Below are 19,501 nucleotides of genomic sequence, written 5' to 3' on the forward strand. Positions count from 1 at the left end.
GTATCTTTAAATCAGTCATCAAAGTTAATTCTTATGGTTTCAAAGCGCACCCGTCCCTCGGCAATTGCTTGTGCGATTGCTTGCTGACCTTTGGTTAATCGCGCACCACCACTTTTAATATCAATCAGCACCACTTCAATGTCTTCTGCACGACCATCTCCATCACGATAGTCGGTATAACCATCAAAGACCACATAATCTACAGGATCACCCAAAAATTTGGCATCGCTTGGAAGGTACTGAAATTCAGGCATAATGGGCGCCAATTGTTCCGCCATTTTGCCCTTTAATACTGCGCGACTGGTATTTACACTACGCTTTTGCGCATGGGTTAAGGCCTGCTGATGTTCGAGCTCTAATTCTGCAATATACTTTTCATACTCTGCTCGAATACGTCCATTGCGCGAGTTGCTTAAAATGAGCGTGGTCAATACCGCCCCGATACATACCCCAACCAACATGGCCATCCAAACCGACATCTGCTCTTCCTAATTCAATGGCTTAAACTGCACATACAACTTTCGTTTTCTGCCCTATGCTTTGCACAAAAGAATGATATGCTAGGGCCGAGCAGAATAAAATCATTATTGGGTCATGAAAACAATTTTAGTTGCCAATCAAAAAGGCGGATGCGGGAAAACCATTACAGCCATCAGTTTAGCTTCTGCACTGGCACAAAAAGGCTATAAAGTCGCTTTGGCCGATGCTGACAATCAAAAATCAGCTTTGCAATGGCTGAAGCAACGCCCCGAACAAGTTGCTCCTATTCAAAGCCTTGATTGGCGTCATGAAAAATCCATTGGTGACGCCCCTAAAAACACCGAATATTTAATTATTGATGCGCCTGGTGCGTTGTCTGGCGAACAAGCCGAACAACTGATTAGTGAAGCTCACACGATTATTACCCCGCTACAACCCTCATTTTTTGACATCGATTCAACACGTCGTTTTTTAAAGCATCTACAAGACATCAAACGTATTCGTAAGGGTAAAGTGCAAATTTTACTGCTCGCTAACCGTGTAAAACCGAATGCCTCCAGTGCCAAAGAAATTCAAGATTTTTTTGCTAAAATTGAGCAACAGCCTGTTGCATGGATTTCTGAACGTAGTGCTTATGGTCAATTGGCCATGCAAGGCCTGAGCGTGTTTGATAAAACCCAGAAAAACTACATTGCAATTCAAAACCAATGGCAACCTATTTTAAATGCCATTATTGATGATGAAAGTGATTGGTTCTAAAGCCTCAGTTTTTCAAACTGCTATCGTCATCAAGTGAAATGAAAATAAACGGTTTTCATTGGTAAATACTCATTTTCGAGTAGTTTTTTTCAGTTAATATGAACGATGTCCTCTTTAATCACCTGAGAACTCAGTGCAACAATACGCGCCTACCTTACAAAAATTCTTATTGTTCGGATTGTTTTTTGTCCTGATCTTTTTAAGTTTTAGTGTCTTAAAATATTTTATTGTGCCTGTGGTTTGGGCCATGATTATTGCGTACATGACTTGGCCCCTATATCAGCGCATTTTAAATGCCTGTAAAGGCCGTGCCACTCTTAGTGCCACACTGATGATCTTGCTGGTGGTACTGGTCGTTGGCTTACCCGTCATATTTGCAATATTCTTATTACAACATGAAGGCCGTAATCTATATTATGAATTACAAAAGCAAGTATTTTCAGGTCATTTGAACGTACCACAATTTGTACGTGAATTACCTATTATTGGTAAAGAAATTAACCGTACTCTACATGACTTAAATACAGACCCGAACAGTATTATTCAATCCGTGCAAATTTGGATTCAGGGTCATTTGAATTATGGTAAAGCCTTAATTAATGAAGTCAGCAAAAACATTTTTAAATTATGTTTTGCGGTCATGTCTTTATTTTTCTTTTATCGTGATGGCCAAACCATTTTGGGGCAAGCCAGCCGTGCTTTAGAAAAAGTCATTGGGCCACGTATTCATCATTATTTGGCGACCATTTCCGATACCACACGGGCGGTTGTTTATGGCGTGGGGCTTACAGCGGTAGCCCAAGCAACTTTAGCGGGCATTAGCTACTTTGTTGCAGGTGTGCCTAACCCGATGTTGCTTACGCTAGTTACCTTTGTATTGGCCTTAATTCCATTTGGCCCACCTGTGGCATATACCTCTGTATCGTTATGGCTGTTTTCACAAGGTCAAACCATTGAAGCCATTGGTGTGATGGCATGGGGCGTATGTATTGTGAGCACAGCAGACAACGTGATTCGACCTTTGGTTATTTCAGGCGCAACACAAATTCCATTCTTATTAATTATGTTTGGTGTATTAGGTGGTCTTGCAAGCTTTGGTATGGTGGGATTATTTATTGGCCCTGTCATTTTAGCCGTATTGTTGGCCATTTGGCGTGAATGGTTACATGAGGCAAATATTGAACCTGTACAAGTTCCAAAAGCCACCATGGCACATGACTTAAACGATGAGACGGACCTAAAAAACTAAACCATCAAGCTCATAAGGTTGGGCTATCTCGTCACAAATGACCTAAAGGCAAGCATCATCCCTTGCCTTTTTTTGTTACAGAGCAAAACCGAATTTACGTAGTAGTTCAGGTCAAGCTCTGTTTCAATAGGCAATGACCATATAAAACAAAGGATGCATGCATGACTTTTAACTTCAAAACAACGACAAAAATTTTACTCGGCATCTCATTGAGTTCGTTATTTATGCTGGGTTGTACCAGCACACCGCCTGTACAAAGCAAAGCACCAAGCCAACAAGTCACCATCAATGCCGTGAGTCCTACAGGCATTGGCGCTGCAATTGGAAGCATTCAGTTAGAAGATAGCAACGCAGGATTAGTACTTCATACACAGCTCAGCCAATTGCCTGCTGGGCCACATGGTTTTCATATTCATGAAGTCGGATCATGTGAACCTGCCAGTAAAGATGGAAAAATGGGCGCTGCTTTAGCTGCAGGTAGTCATTTCAATCCAAATAAAGCGCAAAATCATGGTACACCGTTAACAGGTCATTTAGGTGACTTACCTGTACTGAATGTACAAGCTGATGGCACAGCCCAAGTCATGCTGGTTGCACCGCGTTTAAAATTAGCCGATGTACAAGGCCGTGCCATTATGATTCATGCGGGTGGTGACAACTATTCAGATTCACCCAAAGCACTCGGCGGTGGCGGTGATCGAATTGCTTGTGGTGTCATTCAATAAACACACTCTGCAAAACAAATTAAGCTAGATGGCAACAACTGTGGATAAGATTGATTTTATCCGCAGTGATCATGCACACACGTAACACTTATAACAGACGGCCTTTTAACGCGACTTCTACTGATTTCTTAAGGCATAACGTCTGCAATGCTCTAAGTAATCCGCTTCATGCTCACTCATCAATTCGACAATACTACGCCACAACCAAAATGGCGCATCAATCGTTTTAGATTGAGCGCGCTTGAGTTCTTTAATCCATGACTTCCGTTCAGCTTGCGTCATTTGTCTTACATGGGCCCGTCCCACCACAAAGGCCAGATAAAACGCTAAATTTCGCGCTTCAAATTCATTGGTGCCCTCAATTTCTAGTTTCAAATCTTGAGGCATCAGCTCCCGAATAAACACGGAAGTATCCAAAAATTTAGATGCGCGCATCCGGCTGCCTAAGTAAGGCGATAAATGCCGTGCGCCTTCGACAATGCGCTCTGCATTGTTTCTAGGCATAGTGGCTTCTGAATAACGTGGCGCCAACGCACGGGCTGCTTCTTTTAAATCCATCAAGCACAGATCATTACCTTCACTAATATGGTGATGATTGGTATCCATCAGCACGATATAGCGTAGCAGTCCCAATGAACTACAGCCTTTGACCCAATAAGCAGCATCGAGCATGTGAATACAATCTGCCTCTTTGCGTTGCCCAATCATCATAACTAAATCACTGACATGCTCCTGACGAAATAACTGCTCAATCGCTGTATGCTCTTTTTTCAGTAAAGGCCAAAACTTACGCCCCAGCTCAATTTTTGGCTCTAGCCCTTGCAGGCGTTCTTTGGCCAGACTTTTCCATGTACGCTTATAGGCCTGTTGCATCACCCCATGTACAGCACGTGGACGGCTGACCAAATCAGTCGGCTGGCCTTCGTTTTCCAGCGCATGTACATACCCCGCGTACAATGCTTCGACCATTTGCGCCGTGACCACCCCTGGCAAATCAGAGCTACGTAACGCCGTAGCCAAAGACAATCCTAAACGAATCAAATCATTTACCGGATTACCAATAACCGTCTGATCCAAATCTCGGATTTCAATTTCAATCTGTCCTTCTGCATTGGCCACTGGCCCTAAATTACCAGTATGACAATCTCCACAAATCCAAACGGCTGGCCCCTGCGGAATCGAGCTGATTTCAGCGGCTTTAAGCCAGTCATAGTATTTGGCAGTATTGCCACGCACATAGGCATGAATCGAACGTGCCATTTTTAAATTACGCTTTTCAATTAGGGCATCGCTACGCTGTTTGGGCTGACGGATTTCACTCTTGATTATTTTTGGCATGATTTATGTCTATTATTTTTGAGTCATTACAGAATTCTGCATCTAATCCACTCTAAAATGCAGATCTGAATGAATATTTTCTGTTGCGATTATGTTCTCAGCATTTTCCAGCCCTGACAGCAAAAAGCTACACTGTGCTTATGGCCAAATAGGTGAAAATTGAACGTGAATCATCCTCCCTCTTTGCTACAGCGCTTTAAATCCAATGCACTAGCGATTTACTGCCTACAGATTTTCATTGTACTGAGTGGCTCTACACTGGGCCTGCATTTTCTCGGGCTGGAAAAGCTAATTGTGCCTGTAACACTTGGCGCAATTGCGACAGCGTTGACTGACTTTGATGACCGGCTCAGCATACGGTTACGTAATTTGGCCTATGTGTGTATTTTATTCTTTAGCGTCAGTAGCATTTTAGATGCGCTACACCCATATCCACTACTGTTTGTCTTATATCTATCGCTGTCTAGCGCCTGCCTAATTTTGATGGGTGCGCTCGGCCAACGCTATGCAGCCATTTCTTTCGGCACGATTTTGCTATCGATTTATACCATGTTTGGCTTTGGTGAATACACCCATTGGTATTTCCAGCCCAGCGCCTTTGTTTTAGGCGCACTATGGTACGGCGCAACCGCGATTCTGTTCTATTTAATTAAGCCGACACTCGCAGTGCAAGATCAGCTGGCGCGCTGTTTTCAGCAGATTGCATCGGTGTTATATGCCAAAGCACGATTGTTCGATCCAGATAACCGTGCGAATGTTGAAGAGCTATTGTATGACTTGCCACTACAAAATAGCGCTGTGGTTGATAGCCTGAACCGTATCAAAGCCTCTTTGCTTACACGGCTCAAAGCTTCACGCGCCAATCAAAACACCATTTACTGGCTAAAATTGTATTTTCTGGCGCAGGATCTACACGAACAGGTCAGTGCCAATTATCTGCATTATGAACAAATTCACATTAATTTCAGTCGTACCGACCTGATTTTTCGCATTCAAAAAAATATTCGCCTACAAGCACTTGCTTGTGAGGAACTGGCGCAGTGCATTTTAAATAATCAAGCCTATCAGCCTAATATTGATGCAGATACCGCCTTGCAGAATTTGCACAGCTCTATGCGTGACTGGATGAAAGATAATCCGCAAAATATTGAGGTAAAAAATCTACAACTGGTGCTCAACAATCTGGACAGTATGCAAGAGCGTTTTGCGCATTTAAATGATTTGAGTCGCCAGCAAGAACAGCTCCCTCAGCAGTTAGATCAACTGAATTTATATGATGATGACATTCATGGCGCTGGTGATTTATGGCTAAAGCTAAAACAGCATTTAACGCCACAATCTGCCCTGTTCCGCCATGCAGTACGGATTGGCTTTGTGTTTGCAGTTGGCTACGGCATTTCACTACTCCCCTTTGCACGTAATGGCTATTGGATTCTGCTCACCAGTTTATTTGTCTGCCAAATGCGTTATTTTGCCACCAAAAGTCGCTTGAAGATGCGGACCTTAGGCACTGTGCTGGGCGTACTGCTCGGCATTCCAGTGCTGTATTTTGTGCCGAGTACCGAAGGTCAATTGTTATTGGTGATTATTTTTGGAGTGTGCTTTTTCTATTTAAGTGCCAAAAAATATGCCATGGCAACGCTAATGGCGACCCTCATGGTGCTACTGATTTTTAATTTAAAAGGCGCAGGCTATGCCATTATTTTGCCACGTATTATGGATACCATTTTAGGCTGCCTCATTGCATGGTTTGCTGTCAGCTTTATTTGGCCAGACTGGGACTTCCGCAATATTTCCAATACCATCAAAAAAAGCACACAGGCCACGCTTCAGTATTTTAATGCTGTGCTAGATGAGTATATTAGTGGCCGTACTAACAGCATGAGCTACCGCCATGCAAGGCGTGATGCGCACAATGCCCAAACCGAACTGGCCAGCATGATTTCCAGCTTAAGTACAGAACCAAACCCTGACCCAGAGCTCATTCACTATGCTTTTCGTTATCTGGTGTATAGCCATAGCCAGCTCAGTTATGTATCTGCTTTGGGAAGCCACCGCGAACAAGTACAAGATACGCAAGTACTCGAGCTACTACAGTGGTGCAAAACTGCACTGGCGCAATCGTTGCTACAGCAAGATTTAGCAGCAGATGAGATTCAGCAAAAACTTTTGGAAGTCAAACAGCTGAATGCACAGGATAATTTGTCCAGCCATTTACAACTGGTACTCAAGCAAATCAGCTTATTACTCGAAACTCTACCTGAGCTGTTAACGCTCAGAGCGGAACTGCTACGGCGCGACATTAAATAGCCCAACTGAATGTCTTATAATGCGATTAAAACTACTATAACCAAGTACTACGCTTGGTTATTAGTATTTGATTTATATTAATTTTAATAAAATAAACTTTTGTTTTCCCCATCGCTTTTCAGTACACTCAAGATTCATTCTCATTTTAGTTATGACCATGAATATTCAAACTTTACGCCTTGTGGGTACTTTAGAAGGTCTATCCTTCTTGCTTTTATTGTTTGTTGCAATGCCCCTTAAGTACATGATGGGCAATCCAATTTTAGTAAAATACGTGGGTATGGGACACGGGGTTTTATTTATCGCGTTTCTAGCGGTGCTGTTTATTGTGTGTGAAAAGCAAAAATGGTCACTGAGTGTTTTTTTAATGGGCTTAGTTGCATCCATTTTGCCATTCGGGCCTTTTGTTTTTGATGCCAAAGTGAAAAAACTCGCGCAGGAAAAATCCACGATTTAATTCAACTTGAGCACAGCTCTAAGATATTCAGGCAAGCTGATGATGGTAAAAACTTACAGCTTGCCTTGTCTGAGATATTAAAGATATGCAGTTTAGAACTCACCTGCTTCACGGCGTTCCTGTAAAACTTGCATCAATGCACGACGTGGAAAACTAAACCACAGTACAATCAGTGCCAAGCATGAAAAGCCATAAGCCAAGATATGAAACTGCTCATACAGCATACGAATTAGCTCAATAACTACAAAGAAGCTAAACATCATTAGTACTGACACCGCCGCTGCGACCGTACCTTTTGACACTTCTGAAGACATTAAAGCAAATCGGTACAGTACCGAAAAGCTGATTCCTTCACCAAAGCTCACCATGGTCATACCTATAATGACGCAGTAAATAAAATACTGTGGCAACATCACTCCAACCACCACAATCGCTGTACCTAGTAGCATTATAGGCAAGCCCAACAATACCGTACGCCCAAGCGCTAAACGGTCAATAATCTTCAATAGCACAATATTGCCTAAAATCAGTCCCCCTAATACGGGAAACTGTGCCAAACCATATTGCATACTGCTCAAGCCTAGCTCATCCACGAGCATGACAGGAGAAAGTGCAATCCATAGCATTAAAGGCATTGCCACCATAGGTAGACCCAAAGTTAGACTTAAAAAACGCTTATTTTTAAATACTTTTTTAAAATCATCCCAAATATAGCTGAAAGGCTGTTTGGGTATACTTTGCTTGGTGGTTGGCATTTTGGCTTTTAAACCAAAACCACTTAAAAAGGCTAAAAATGCGATGCCAATAAAACCCCAATGCCATGACACATGATCAATTAAAAATGCCCCAACCACTGGCCCTATTAATGGTGCAAGCAAAGAAATATTTGCCATCAGTGCCATGACTTTAATAGCATCACGTTCTTCAAAAGTTTCTTGTATAGCAGCATAACCCACCGCAGAAATAACAGATAAACCAAAGCCTTGTAAAAAGCGTAACGTTAAAAAGCTTTCAATGCTATTGGTCAGCAAAATAAGTAGGCAACACAAGGTAAAAAATGCCACACCGCCCAGCAGCACTTTTTTACGGCCCAAACGGTCAGACAGAGGGCCTAAAATAGCCGCTACACATGCCCCACCTAGCAAATAAAAGGACATAGAGGACGGTGCCCATGCACTGCTGACACCAAACTCTTTGGTAATGGCCAACATGGCGGGTTGTACAAGGTCGTTACCGATGTACACTGAAAACTCAAACAAAACCAGTGCCAAGGGAAACATAAAAGTTGCGCGACTGAGTTTAGTCGCTTGTACATTGTGCATGATGCTCTACATATTAAAGGCTTGGGCATGGCAATCGCTTTTTGCAAATATCTCTATATGCATAGTGATCGCCAATACCAAGTCGTTTAAATTTTTAAAATAAATAAAATGAATTTGAGATAAGCCCAATTATGGCTGGATGAATAAGAGTTGAATCAATACGCTTAATCATCAGGAGTTGCAACAACAGTGAACATTGCAATATGGGGCTATTTTAACCTTATTTAAGTTTAAGCTTTGTGTATTTTGAGTGCTTTATTTCTTTCATTGAACTTGCTCTACGGGCTGTATAAAGGTGCCATTTTTTAGGTCTTCGTAAGCTTGTAATATTTCTGCATAGGTGTTCATAACAAAATAGCCACGGCCATAAATGGGTTCATTTAAGGGTGTGGCACTTAAATATAAAATTGAACAATCACGTAATGCTGTAATTTCTACCTGCTCACCAAGGCTGGACATCACCGCCAAGTGGTTGTCTTCGAGTTGTTCTTCATCTGCTTGAAAGCTTGCACGGCCCGAGCGCATATAAATCAGCGTGGTGTCACCTGACTGCGCGGGAAACTGTACTGTATGGCCTTGCTGAATAAACACATCGTATACCTGCATCGGTGTATGTGTTTGCGCTGGCCCAACATGGTCTGCGTACTCACCTGCAATCACACGTACATAACCAGCTTCATGCGCTAAAGCGACTTTAGGAATGCTTGCATTGCTTAGGCTTTGATAGCGTGGCGCAGTCATTTTGTCTTTGGCAGGCAAATTGACCCACAGCTGGAGCATTTCAAATGCGCCCCCTGTTTTAGAAAATGCTTCGCTAAATATTTCTTTATGTTGTATGCCTGAAGCAGCCGTCATCCACTGCACATCCCCTGCATAAATCACGCCACCACCACCTGTGGTATCACGATGTTCGAGTTCGCCTTTAAACATAATGGTGACGGTTTCAAAGCCACGGTGTGGGTGTTCGTCTACCCCTTTGCGTAGTTGGGTCGGTTTCAAATGACCTGGGCCTAAGTGGTCGAGCAGTAAAAATGGTGAAACGGTATTCCCCAGTTCGTAATGGGAAAATACAGAAGTGACTGGAGCAAAGTCACCTACAGCAGATTGGGTAGTGGTGTTATGTATAAAGGCAAGGGTTTTCATGTTGTTGTAGGCATTCTTTTTGATGCCTTGATCTTAGCCTATCAAGTGTGCTGTTTCGATAGGCTTAGTGGTTTTCAGTGTCGCAGTTTTAGGATGCTTGATTTACACCTGAGTTTCCTTGGGAAATAAACTGAACTTCAGGGTTAGGCTCAAAGACTAACCATTTATTCTTCATCCATTGTTCTACTTTATTTTTTCCTAGAATTGCCAATAAATTATTAAGCAGTGCAAATTTTGCATTTTTATCAAAGTAATAAACTGTAACCCTTACATTTCGGTCCATATCATCATTTAAGCTAAATAAATCAATAATGTAATCTTTATCAGATACATCTAGTGAATGCCCCCATATATAAAAATTAAGATCTAAATTATTATTTTTATTTAGTCCGAGGATTTCAGTCTCAATTATTTTAAGATGAGCATTTCTTATTTCACCTTTTTTCCTATTGGTTGCATCTAAAATTTTCTCCCTTTGATTAAATATTTTGTTTTTAAATTCATCTAAAAATAGATAATCCGTATCTTTGAAGAGTTTTTGATGATATTTCGTAAAACCAAACGCTTTTAATTTTTTTAAGTTATCATCTTCTAAATCAGAAACACCTAAAACAATATTTTGAAATTCCCCATGACTCCCATGTAAGTAATCAACAATTATAGAATCATAAATACGTTGATATGTATTCGTATAATTAAAAGAGAAAATTTTATCAGGCTCAATCCAATCTTTTGATTTGATATCAAAGGTACCAGCAGGAGCTAATTGAAAGATAATCAAGTCTAAGTACAAATCAAAAATGACTATAAAACTTTCTAATTGATTGTTGAGAAAATCTAGAAAAGTTGATGGATCAAATCCATTTTCAACCTCACCACCATAACAAAATTTCTTATTAATATTTAAAAATACATCTGTACTAGTTTGCAAAGGTTTTCCAGAAATTAAATGTCTGGAACGTACTATTGACATATTCTCTTTACACGAAAACTCAAAGAAATTTAATTTTTTTAAGTCTTTTGCGTTAATTAAAGCTTTAGATGTGTTATTGCCATTTAAGTAAATGTGAATCGCCTCATTATTTTCAAGACTCTCTATTTCAATTACTTTTTTAGTAGCTAATTTCAACACGCTTTCAATTTTTTGTTCAAAGTCAATCCATGTTCTAATTTCTTGAACATGATTTTTAAAATATTGATACCAACAATTTTCTTTTAATAAAATTCTGATATGTGAGAGTTGTTCACTCTCTATAACAATATTGTCTGTTAAATAATACTCCTTTGTTTTACCAATAAACCGGTCTTCTCTACATTCTGAAAACAATTCATCAAAACTCATTAAATCACTTTTTGATTTTTCAATTGCACTCATTACATCCATAAGATGATCATATTTTGTCGGTAACCAGTGCGACAAATCAAAACCATTCCCCACGATCAAAATATTCATTGTTCTTATAAACCCCAATAAAAAAGCGCATCAACTGATACGCTGTTTATGAGGCATATACGCCTAAATTTCAACCATAAATCAAAGATTTATCAAGGGCATTTTGCTGTTTGAAAGGTCTTGGTATTTTTACCGCGGTAGCATTGGTACTCTTTAGACGTACCCACTTTATTCCACTGCCCTTCTACATTTTTAAAACGATAAACTGTACGTACAGATTTTACAGAATCATCCAATAAACCCGTTTCAGTCACTTTCACTTCTGCAGCCGTTGGCGACTCTACACGGTTAAAATATTGACGGATTTCAACCGTACTTAATTCCTTACGCAAATCATCACGTTCTTTTAATACCTGTGCCAATGGCGTATCCGAACCACCCAAATTCACTTTATTGGCAATTTTTTGTGTGGTCGCACACCCCGTAAATATCAGCGCACATACAGCTGTAGCTGTCATCAGTGTTGCTTTCATCTTTATGTCCTAATCAACAAACATCAATACAACGCATAATGCCTTGTTCTACCCGCTTACTCTATTTGGTAAATGTAAGCTTCTCCACGTAACCCCAATGTTGTGTTTAGACAATGCAGGATAGTGAGTGCGACAAGGATGCTACCCGTTCCTTATTCCAATAGGAATTTGATTTTAAATACATTGTTATAAATTTTCGAAAAAAATAGGCTCCCTCATTGCATAAAAAAACGCACCCGAAGGTGCGTCTTATACAGTCTTTAAAAAATTAAAGATCAAACAATTTACCTGGGTTCATAATGCCTTGCGGATCGAATACTTTTTTCAAGGCTTTCATATATTCAATTTCTTCGGCAGAACGTGTGTAGTCCAAATACGGTTTTTTGGTCATGCCCACACCATGCTCAGCAGAGATTGAACCGTCGTATTTTTTCACAGTTTCAAACACGTACTTGTTCACCACTTGGCATTTACCAAAGAATTCGTCTTTAGTTAAATTCTCAGGTTTTAAAATATTTAAGTGCAAGTTACCATCACCAATATGACCGAACCAGCAAATTTCAAAGTCTGGGTAGTTATCTGCCACAATTGCATCAATTTCTTTAATAAATGCAGGTACGTGCGTAATCAACACAGAAATGTCATTTTTGTACGGCGTAAACGGTGCAATTGATTCAGAAATATCTTCACGCAAACGCCATAAGCTATGCACTTGGTCTAGGCTTTGGCTCATTACGCCATCGTGTACCCAACCTTGTTCCATACAATGCTCAAAAATTTCCATCGCCTTGTCCATAATTGGCTCAAAAGGTGCTTCAAATTCTAGTAGCACATAGAACAGGCATTCTGTTTCAAACGGACGTTGTACATGACCATTGGCAAGCACTTTTTGCATAGCCACTTCGCCAAAGAACTCAAATGCAGTTAAGTCAATTTTCGCTTGGAAGGCATGCAGTACAGGCATTACAGCATCAAAATCAGGTACGCCTAGTACCATCACTTGTAGGTCTTGTGGCTGACGCTCAAGTTTAATTTCCGCTTCGGTCACTAAACCAAGTGTACCTTCACCACCAATAAATAAGTGTTGAAGTGCGTAACCCGTTGCATTTTTGATCATGCCTTTGTTCAAGCGAAGGATGTCACCTTTACCCGTCACAACAGTTAGGCCCAACACCCAGTTACGTGTCATGCCGTATTTAATCACTTTAATACCGCCAGCATTGGTACCAATGTTACCGCCAATCTGACTTGAACCCGCAGATGCGAAATCGACTGGGTAATACATCCCTTGCTCTTCAGCATAGTTTTGCAGTTGTTCAGTCACCACGCCTGCTTGCACGCGTACCATACGGTCAGCTGGGAAGAATTCTAAAATTTGGTTCATCTTGTCCATGCTGACTACGATTTCACCGTTGGCAGCCACAGCACCTGCTGATAAACCTGTACGACCGCCACTTGGTGTGATCGCAACATTAAATTGGTTCGCAAGTTTTACAATCGCTTGCACTTGCTCAGTCGTTGATGGAAAAACGATAACCGATGGATTTGGATCGAAGTGCTTAGTATGGTCACGTCCCCAATTTTCGAGACTATCTGCATCTGTTTTAATGCGATTTTCGCCAACAATAGCGGTCAATTGGGTCAATAACTCTGGGGTTAAAGCGACTGGAGCATTCATCGTTTTCAGACCTTGCAAGGATTAAACAAGTGGTGTTCGGTGCCTCGATTTATTCGCTGTCTAGCAAATTTAAGCTGAATAAAGCGTAGACACATTGTGAAGATTTAACCGGCAATACGGCGTCGGTGCTTTTCACGAAGCCATATTATAAGGCATTTTTGAACGGAAACCCGCAGAAATCAGCATTTTGTAAATGTCACTTTGTAAATTACACAGTTAATTAGACCAGTAACGACAATTAATGACGGCAAATTTACCCAAATAGACGATTGTAGCGTCAGAAAGGAAATGTATATAGCCCTAATTGCTATGCTATGATATGCGCACTAAATTTGGCCTTTGTAGCGGAGCCGTAATGAGCCAACATCTTTCTTTGCCTAAAGATAAAATTCGTTTCTTGTTGTTAGAAGGCGTTCACCAAAACGCAATCGACACATTAAATGCTGCCGGATACACAAACATTGATTACCGCAAAACAGCGCTTGAGGGTGATGCGCTGAAAGAAGCGATCAAAGATGCGCACTTCATTGGTATTCGTTCGCGTACACAACTCACTGAAGAAGTGTTTGAAGCTGCGAACAAACTAATTGCTGTGGGTTGTTTCTGTATTGGTACAAACCAAGTGAACTTGAACGCTGCGATGACTCGCGGTATTCCAGTATTCAACGCACCATACTCAAATACTCGTTCAGTGGCTGAACTTGTACTTGCTGAAGCGATTCTTCTTCTTCGTCGTGTACCTGAAAAATCTACAGATACACACGCAGGCGGTTGGAACAAATCTGCTGTAGGTTCGTTTGAAACTCGTGGTAAGACTCTAGGTATCGTGGGTTACGGTTCAATCGGTTCTCAACTTTCTGTCCTTGCTGAAAGCTTGGGTATGAAAGTGATCTACTTTGATACGGTAACAAAATTACCTTTAGGTAATGCACGTCAAGTGGGTTCATTTGGTGAACTTCTTGCAAATGCAGATGTTGTATCTCTTCATGTTCCAGATGTTCCGTCTACACGTAACTTCATGACCAAAGAACAATTTGCACAAATGAAAGAAGGTTCAATCTTCATCAATGCTGCACGTGGTACTTGTGTTGTGATTGAAGATCTTGCTGATGCGCTTAAATCGGGTCATCTTGCAGGTGCTGCAGTTGACGTATTCCCGAAAGAGCCTAAAGCGAATGGTGAAGAATTTGTTTCTCCACTACGTAACATTCCAAACGTGATTTTGACGCCGCACGTAGGTGGTTCAACCATCGAAGCGCAAGCAAATATTGGTTTAGAAGTGGGTGAAAAATTCGTAGCTTACTCAGATAAAGGTATGACTTTATCTGCGGTGAACTTCCCAGAAATCGCACTTCCGTTGACTGAAGGTAAACACCGTTTACTTCACATTCATAAAAACGTGCCTGGCGTGTTGTCTAAAATTAACAACTTGTTTGCAGAGCATGGCATCAACATTTCTGGTCAGTCTTTAATGACTAAAGGTGATGTTGGCTACCTAGTAATGGATGTTGACGCAACTGCTTCTCAAGAAGCACTTGATACATTGCATGAAGTTGAAGGCACAATCCGCGTACGCGTATTGTTCTAATTTAACGGTCGTGTTAAAACCACAGCTTTCGAGCTGTGGTTTTTTATTTGCTATGATTCACTATCTATCCGCTATGTGAATCATCAAAACAAATTTAGCCCATGTCTCATTTAAATAACCGCCCTCACTTGCTTGCCCTGATCTTGTTGCTCATTGCGATGAGCAGCATGCAAAGTAGTGGTGCGTTGGCCAAAATCTTAATCCATCAATTTCCTATCATGACGATTTCCGCTCTTCGTCTATTGCTGGGTTCATTGATCTTGGCTGTGATTTTTAAAATTTGGCAAATTAATATTCAGCACATCCGCTGGAAGGCCATTATCAGCTACGGCCTAGCACTCGCAGGTATGAACGCGCTGTTTTATCTGTCGATTGAACGTATCCCTCTTGGCATTGCTGTGGCCTTTGAATTTATTGGCCCACTCAGTGTTGCATTATTTCATGCACGGCAAAAGTATGATTTTATCTGGGTCAGTCTCGCAATATTGGGCTTGGTGCTACTGTTTCCTTTTGATCAGGCCAGTCAAAGCCTTGATCCGATTGGCCTTGCATTTGCTTTAGGTGCTGGCGCATGTTGGGCGTTGTATATTATTGCGGGCCAGCGTCCATCTGGCGTATCTGGTAACCATACGGTATGCCTTGGTATGTTTGTTGGCATGCTTTGCCTCATGCCCATTGCACTGTTTTTGGGAATGCCCGCACAGGTGTTTGAACCCTCAAATTTTGTTTATTTTATCGCTTTAGCGGTATTGGCTAGTGCCTTACCATTTAGCTTAGAGATGATGGCTTTACGTAACTTATCGGCTTTAAGTTTTGGTACGCTCATGAGCTTAGAGCCTGCCATTGCGGCCTTGTCTGGCTTTGTATTTTTGGGTGAACAATTACTGTGGACACAATGGTTCGCTCTTGCTGTCATTATTAGTGCATCTATGGGCTGTACATTTACCACCCAGCAAGCCAAACAGCAAAAGAAATAACCAGCTTTCATAATGCAAAAAACCGCATGTCACATTGTAGTGAAATACGGTTTTAAATCGCCCTTTAATGCGTATATTTAGCTCGGAATAATACAGAAATTACCATCTAGCTCTACAGGCGAATTCCCACCCCATAAAGCAATCATCATTAATGGTGGCTCAGAACGTTTAAAGCCTTCTGTACCTGCAGAACCACAATATGTCCCCTGAAGCATACGCCCTTGAACATAAAGACTACTCACTTTACCTTCACCCAGCCACTCAAAGCCTGCATATTGGTTCGGTAGACGGATCAGCTTTTTCTCACCATAAGGTACGCTAAAATACAATTGATGTGCTGTTGAATTGAAAGAGTCTAGATATAAATTCACTTCAATTTCACAAGGTTTACCCACCAATGCTGGATCACTCAGGTTTAATTTCCCCGTGTTGTAATCATAGCCAGAGGTACATTGCACATAAAAACTCAGACCCTGATCGGCAGCCACGACTTCTTTATCTTTGAGGGTGATTTTCACGTCAGCTTTACTCGTCGACACAGTAGCGCCCATATAACGTACCCACTGCCCAGCCTCTAAAGTCAAAGCCGTTTTCGCAGACCAGACCAGCTGATCATTGCTCGATTTCAAACCTGTCATCACACGTACACCTTCTTTGGGTGCAGTAAATTCAGCCGCTTGATAAGTTGTACCTACTTTTGTAGTGAACTCGCCACTACATTCGACAGCAGTACCATTTTCTAAAACACATTGAACTTTATTACTGGTTGCAGGCACACCCAAATCAATGACAACGGTTTTATCATTCGGCAATTGTGAAGTTACAGAACCAATTAAAGTACCCGTTGTATCTTTGGCAGACCAGTGAATTTGGCCTTCTGTTGGCATATTAATAATATCAACACCATTTTCTGAAATAGAGGTGGTTTTAGTTAAACCTGAGCCATCTTTCAGTTCTACCCATGCCGTTATATGACATGGCACATAGCTACTTGCTGACTTACATTTCACATTCACCGAACCCGGATTTTCAAATTTAAAATCCCAATTCCACGTAGAGAAATGACTCACCGTTGCTTTTACTGCTAAGCCAGTTTCAGAAAGTGGCGAAGCCACCACTGTGCCCGGTGTACCCTCTTCAATCCATTTTCCTTTAGCCACATCGAAGTACCACATAGGAATACTTGTACCCACCGTCATGGCTTGGTTATTCACACTACTTCGTGGTAAATCCATTTGGATATCCGCACTGACACCAGTCTTAAGCTGCAGTTTTTGTCCTGTGCTGTCAGTAAAAGTTGCAGTCAGCATGCCCGCACTAATTAGGGTTGCTGGGTTTCCTTTATCATCAATCGCTACGCCATTGGCTGGCATCGCATTTAAATCACTACTTTGAATATCCCACGGTGTTAGTTCAACAGTTACTGCACCCGTTGCAGGCTGGCCATTAGGCAGTACAAAAGCATTCGCAGGGATAGAAATTTGTGCATTCATTAATGCAGACTGAATCACTTGCGCATCTTCAATCTTTGCAACGGTCATGCTTTGCTTAATAGGTAAAAGGTTTGCCGAAATCTGCGCAAGCTCATCTACTTTGAGCTCAACGGACTGGGTAATAAACCCTGCTTTTTTAAAGCTCACCACCACTGTTTTTGCACTCTGGGCTAACTTGACTTTAAATGCTGCATGGCCAGATGCATCGGTCATAAAACTTTGACCATCAATATTGATTTCTGTGCCCACCAGCGCAGAACCTGTTGCAGTTTGCACTAAAGCACTTACAGATTTTTCAACAATCGCTTCGTGGCTTGAGCCATCACTCGAACCCGAGCCACAGCCTACTAAGGGCACACCTAGAATACATGCAACCATAACAGCATGTGCGTGTTGTTTTAATTTCATTTATATTTCTCTATTTTTATACAATTTCAAAAAGCGGCATATTATTGATATTATTTACATTATGTTCAATTGAACAATATTATTCACATAATATAACAAGTAAGCAGAGCCCCTATCCAACGCTACGCTCGCCTCTTTTTTGCTATACTTTCACCACTTGTCCAGTCCAGTTCAGATGCAGAGTAGCTATGCCAAACGCACAACTTATTGCAGTCCTGTTCATGGTTCTGTCCATGATCTCTTATCAAATTAGCGCATCTTTTGCGAAGCAATTGTTTCACGTGCTCGACCCGCTATCTGTCACTATTTTACGGCTGTGTTTTGCATCTCTGATTGTCTGTTTCATGTTCCGCTCATGGCAAATTTTAAAGCGCCTGTCCTTTTTAAAATGGCGTGATTTGCTGTGCTACAGCGCGGCCCTGTGCTTAATGAATGTCTTGTTTTATATGTCTTTGGGCAAACTCCCGCAAGGGATCGCTGTTGGACTCGAATTCATTGGCCCACTCGGTCTGGCTCTGCTCTCTATTCAGCGCCGTAGCGACTATATTTGGGTGCTTTTAGCCATGACGGGTATTGCACTCATGGTACCTTGGGGCCAAACTTCAGGCAGTGACTTTTCAATCATTGGTGCTACCTGTGCTTTAGGTGCTGGTCTGTGCTGGGCCTTTTATATTTATTTTGGTCAAAAAGTCGTGCATCAAAATATCGGCATGCATGCGTTGACCATTGCTATTACCCTATCTGCACTGAGCCTGTTACCCATTGGCTTATACCGTGACGCACCTGCATTATTAGAAACACAATATTGGGGCAAAGCGCTGGCCATTGCAGTTCTGGCGACCGCCATACCTTATGCATTAGATTTAAAAGCGCTAAAAGTTCTGAGCAAGCTCAGCTATGGCACGCTGTCCAGCTTATCTCCAGCGCTCGCCGCACTCACAGGCCTGTTGCTACTTGGTGAGAAAATTGGAACCTTGCAGTGGATTGCACTGTTCTGTGTGATGGCCGCATCTGTCGGTGTAACCTTGCGTTCACAGCAAAAAGTGAATGCCTCAAATTAAGCGAATCTCAGACTCTCAATAAATTTTAGTCATCAAAAAAGAGCGTATGTACACTCTTTTTTGATGTTTAGCATTTTCAGTTTTTAGCCTGTTAAGCTGTCTTTATCGGCTTTTTTATATTTTTGGTATTCAGCTAAATATTGCTTTGCCAACGCCTCTTTTTGCTTAGCATCCAAAATTTTACCCGCCTGCTGAAAAAAGCCATGCTCTTCTTCTTTTAAATGATGATGCACAGTTTCAGCCAGCTTTTTGGCAATCGCCAGCCAGCCTGGATTGCTAAACTCAGTGTCTGTCAGCTGTTCCAGCAATTCATCCATTTTATGATGCTCAGCTAAGGCATGGCGGGTAATGTTCAGCCCTGAATCTGTCATCATCAGTGGAATATACAAATAACGATCTTCTCCCACTGCATGGGCAAATAATTCGTTTTTCAAGCGTTCAAATAATTCACGGCGTTCAGGTGTGTCTCCCGAAGTATGGAGTAACTGTTCTGCCAGCTCGCGTTGTTTTTCATGACTTTGGCGTAAAGCTTCAAATATATTCATTGTTTTAATGACCTCTGATGCTGAGCTATATGTTCAATCAAA

17 protein-coding genes are annotated in these 19,501 nt (G+C 41.5%); 8 read left to right on the top strand and 9 right to left on the bottom strand.

All coding sequences use genetic code 11. The annotated features are described in order from the left end of the window. Positions 1-11: 11 nt before the first annotated feature. The gene (locus tag D9K81_RS09540) at positions 12-479 is read right to left on the bottom strand and encodes a Holliday junction resolvase-like protein (protein WP_120373590.1); all 468 of its coding nucleotides are present in this window, start codon (positions 477-479) and stop codon (positions 12-14) included. Between the two features lie 115 nt (positions 480-594). Here D9K81_RS09540 and D9K81_RS09545 point away from each other — a divergent pair, with 115 nt between their 5' ends. The 3 genes from D9K81_RS09545 to sodC all read left to right on the top strand — a co-directional run bounded on the left by D9K81_RS09545 (position 595) and on the right by sodC (position 3,213). Next, positions 595-1,239: a ParA family protein gene (locus D9K81_RS09545; RefSeq protein ID WP_120373591.1), complete on the top strand. Its 645-nt coding sequence runs from the start codon at positions 595-597 to the stop codon at positions 1,237-1,239. A gap of 133 nt (positions 1,240-1,372) precedes the next feature. Next, positions 1,373-2,488: an AI-2E family transporter gene (locus D9K81_RS09550; protein WP_120373592.1), complete on the top strand. Its 1,116-nt coding sequence runs from the start codon at positions 1,373-1,375 to the stop codon at positions 2,486-2,488. A 161-nt stretch (positions 2,489-2,649) separates the two neighbouring features. After that, positions 2,650-3,213: a superoxide dismutase family protein gene (sodC, locus tag D9K81_RS09555; protein ID WP_120373593.1), complete on the top strand. Its 564-nt coding sequence runs from the start codon at positions 2,650-2,652 to the stop codon at positions 3,211-3,213. Positions 3,214-3,330: 117 nt separating this feature from the next. On the opposite strand, the gene D9K81_RS09560 is transcribed toward sodC, so the two are convergent. Further along, the gene (locus D9K81_RS09560; protein ID WP_120373594.1) at positions 3,331-4,551 is read right to left on the bottom strand and encodes a DUF2252 family protein; all 1,221 of its coding nucleotides are present in this window, start codon (positions 4,549-4,551) and stop codon (positions 3,331-3,333) included. 165 nt (positions 4,552-4,716) lie between these two features. Between D9K81_RS09560 and yccS the strand changes: the two genes are divergently transcribed. Together yccS and D9K81_RS09570 are read left to right on the top strand one after the other, a co-directional pair. After that, positions 4,717-6,861, top strand: coding sequence for a YccS family putative transporter (yccS, locus tag D9K81_RS09565; protein WP_120373595.1), 2,145 nt, complete (start codon positions 4,717-4,719; stop codon positions 6,859-6,861). A gap of 157 nt (positions 6,862-7,018) precedes the next feature. Continuing rightward, positions 7,019-7,318, top strand: coding sequence for a DUF3817 domain-containing protein (locus D9K81_RS09570; RefSeq protein WP_120373596.1), 300 nt, complete (start codon positions 7,019-7,021; stop codon positions 7,316-7,318). 92 nt (positions 7,319-7,410) lie between these two features. Here D9K81_RS09570 and craA read toward each other — a convergent pair whose 3' ends face one another. The 5 genes from craA to D9K81_RS09595 all read right to left on the bottom strand — a co-directional run bounded on the left by craA (position 7,411) and on the right by D9K81_RS09595 (position 13,387). Next, positions 7,411-8,640, bottom strand: coding sequence for a chloramphenicol efflux MFS transporter CraA (gene craA / locus D9K81_RS09575; protein ID WP_120373597.1), 1,230 nt, complete (start codon positions 8,638-8,640; stop codon positions 7,411-7,413). Between the two features lie 264 nt (positions 8,641-8,904). Beyond that, positions 8,905-9,783 (bottom strand): pirin family protein, encoded by an 879-nt coding sequence (locus tag D9K81_RS09580; protein ID WP_120373598.1) that lies wholly within the window; start codon positions 9,781-9,783, stop codon positions 8,905-8,907. Positions 9,784-9,871: 88 nt separating this feature from the next. After that, positions 9,872-11,236 (bottom strand): AbiH family protein, encoded by a 1,365-nt coding sequence (locus D9K81_RS09585; protein ID WP_120373599.1) that lies wholly within the window; start codon positions 11,234-11,236, stop codon positions 9,872-9,874. Between the two features lie 92 nt (positions 11,237-11,328). Then, entirely contained in the window at positions 11,329-11,709 is a 381-nt protein-coding gene (locus D9K81_RS09590; protein ID WP_120373600.1) for a hypothetical protein, read from the bottom strand. A 268-nt stretch (positions 11,710-11,977) separates the two neighbouring features. Continuing rightward, complete coding sequence (locus D9K81_RS09595; protein ID WP_120373601.1) at positions 11,978-13,387, bottom strand: FAD-binding oxidoreductase; 1,410 nt, start codon at positions 13,385-13,387, stop codon at positions 11,978-11,980. A gap of 355 nt (positions 13,388-13,742) precedes the next feature. Between D9K81_RS09595 and serA the strand changes: the two genes are divergently transcribed. Next, complete coding sequence (gene serA / locus D9K81_RS09600; protein ID WP_120373602.1) at positions 13,743-14,975, top strand: phosphoglycerate dehydrogenase; 1,233 nt, start codon at positions 13,743-13,745, stop codon at positions 14,973-14,975. Positions 14,976-15,076: 101 nt separating this feature from the next. After that, on the top strand, positions 15,077-15,952 hold the full coding sequence (locus D9K81_RS09605; RefSeq protein ID WP_120373603.1) for an EamA family transporter: 876 nt from the start codon (positions 15,077-15,079) through the stop codon (positions 15,950-15,952). A 77-nt stretch (positions 15,953-16,029) separates the two neighbouring features. Here D9K81_RS09605 and D9K81_RS09610 read toward each other — a convergent pair whose 3' ends face one another. After that, positions 16,030-17,853, bottom strand: coding sequence for an astroprincin family protein (locus D9K81_RS09610; protein ID WP_120373604.1), 1,824 nt, complete (start codon positions 17,851-17,853; stop codon positions 16,030-16,032). A 188-nt stretch (positions 17,854-18,041) separates the two neighbouring features. Here D9K81_RS09610 and D9K81_RS09615 point away from each other — a divergent pair, with 188 nt between their 5' ends. Continuing rightward, positions 18,042-18,914 carry an EamA family transporter gene (locus D9K81_RS09615; protein ID WP_120373605.1) on the top strand — a complete coding sequence of 291 codons (873 nt, stop codon included), beginning with the start codon at positions 18,042-18,044 and terminating at the stop codon, positions 18,912-18,914. Positions 18,915-18,997: 83 nt separating this feature from the next. On the opposite strand, the gene D9K81_RS09620 is transcribed toward D9K81_RS09615, so the two are convergent. Then, positions 18,998-19,459, bottom strand: a complete 462-nt coding sequence (locus tag D9K81_RS09620; protein WP_120373606.1) for a hemerythrin domain-containing protein — start codon at positions 19,457-19,459, stop codon at positions 18,998-19,000. Between the last annotated feature and the right edge of the window lie 42 nt (positions 19,460-19,501).

Source organism: Acinetobacter chengduensis (assembly GCF_003664645.1).
Lineage (GTDB): Bacteria > Pseudomonadota > Gammaproteobacteria > Pseudomonadales > Moraxellaceae > Acinetobacter > Acinetobacter chengduensis.

Excerpts from the sequence above, each read along its gene's own strand:
- D9K81_RS09540 (WP_120373590.1), bottom strand. The coding sequence starts at position 479 with ATGTCGGTTTGGATGGCCATGTTGGTTGGGGTATGTATCGGGGCGGTA.
- D9K81_RS09545 (WP_120373591.1), top strand. The coding sequence starts at position 595 with ATGAAAACAATTTTAGTTGCCAATCAAAAAGGCGGATGCGGGAAAACC.
- sodC (WP_120373593.1), top strand. The coding sequence starts at position 2,650 with ATGACTTTTAACTTCAAAACAACGACAAAAATTTTACTCGGCATCTCA.
- D9K81_RS09560 (WP_120373594.1), bottom strand. The coding sequence starts at position 4,551 with ATGCCAAAAATAATCAAGAGTGAAATCCGTCAGCCCAAACAGCGTAGC.
- D9K81_RS09570 (WP_120373596.1), top strand. The coding sequence starts at position 7,019 with ATGAATATTCAAACTTTACGCCTTGTGGGTACTTTAGAAGGTCTATCC.
- craA (WP_120373597.1), bottom strand. The coding sequence starts at position 8,640 with ATGCACAATGTACAAGCGACTAAACTCAGTCGCGCAACTTTTATGTTT.
- D9K81_RS09580 (WP_120373598.1), bottom strand. The coding sequence starts at position 9,783 with ATGAAAACCCTTGCCTTTATACATAACACCACTACCCAATCTGCTGTA.
- D9K81_RS09585 (WP_120373599.1), bottom strand. The coding sequence starts at position 11,236 with ATGAATATTTTGATCGTGGGGAATGGTTTTGATTTGTCGCACTGGTTA.
- D9K81_RS09590 (WP_120373600.1), bottom strand. The coding sequence starts at position 11,709 with ATGAAAGCAACACTGATGACAGCTACAGCTGTATGTGCGCTGATATTT.
- D9K81_RS09595 (WP_120373601.1), bottom strand. The coding sequence starts at position 13,387 with ATGAATGCTCCAGTCGCTTTAACCCCAGAGTTATTGACCCAATTGACC.
- serA (WP_120373602.1), top strand. The coding sequence starts at position 13,743 with ATGAGCCAACATCTTTCTTTGCCTAAAGATAAAATTCGTTTCTTGTTG.
- D9K81_RS09605 (WP_120373603.1), top strand. The coding sequence starts at position 15,077 with ATGTCTCATTTAAATAACCGCCCTCACTTGCTTGCCCTGATCTTGTTG.
- D9K81_RS09610 (WP_120373604.1), bottom strand. The coding sequence starts at position 17,853 with ATGAAATTAAAACAACACGCACATGCTGTTATGGTTGCATGTATTCTA.
- D9K81_RS09615 (WP_120373605.1), top strand. The coding sequence starts at position 18,042 with ATGCCAAACGCACAACTTATTGCAGTCCTGTTCATGGTTCTGTCCATG.
- D9K81_RS09620 (WP_120373606.1), bottom strand. The coding sequence starts at position 19,459 with ATGAATATATTTGAAGCTTTACGCCAAAGTCATGAAAAACAACGCGAG.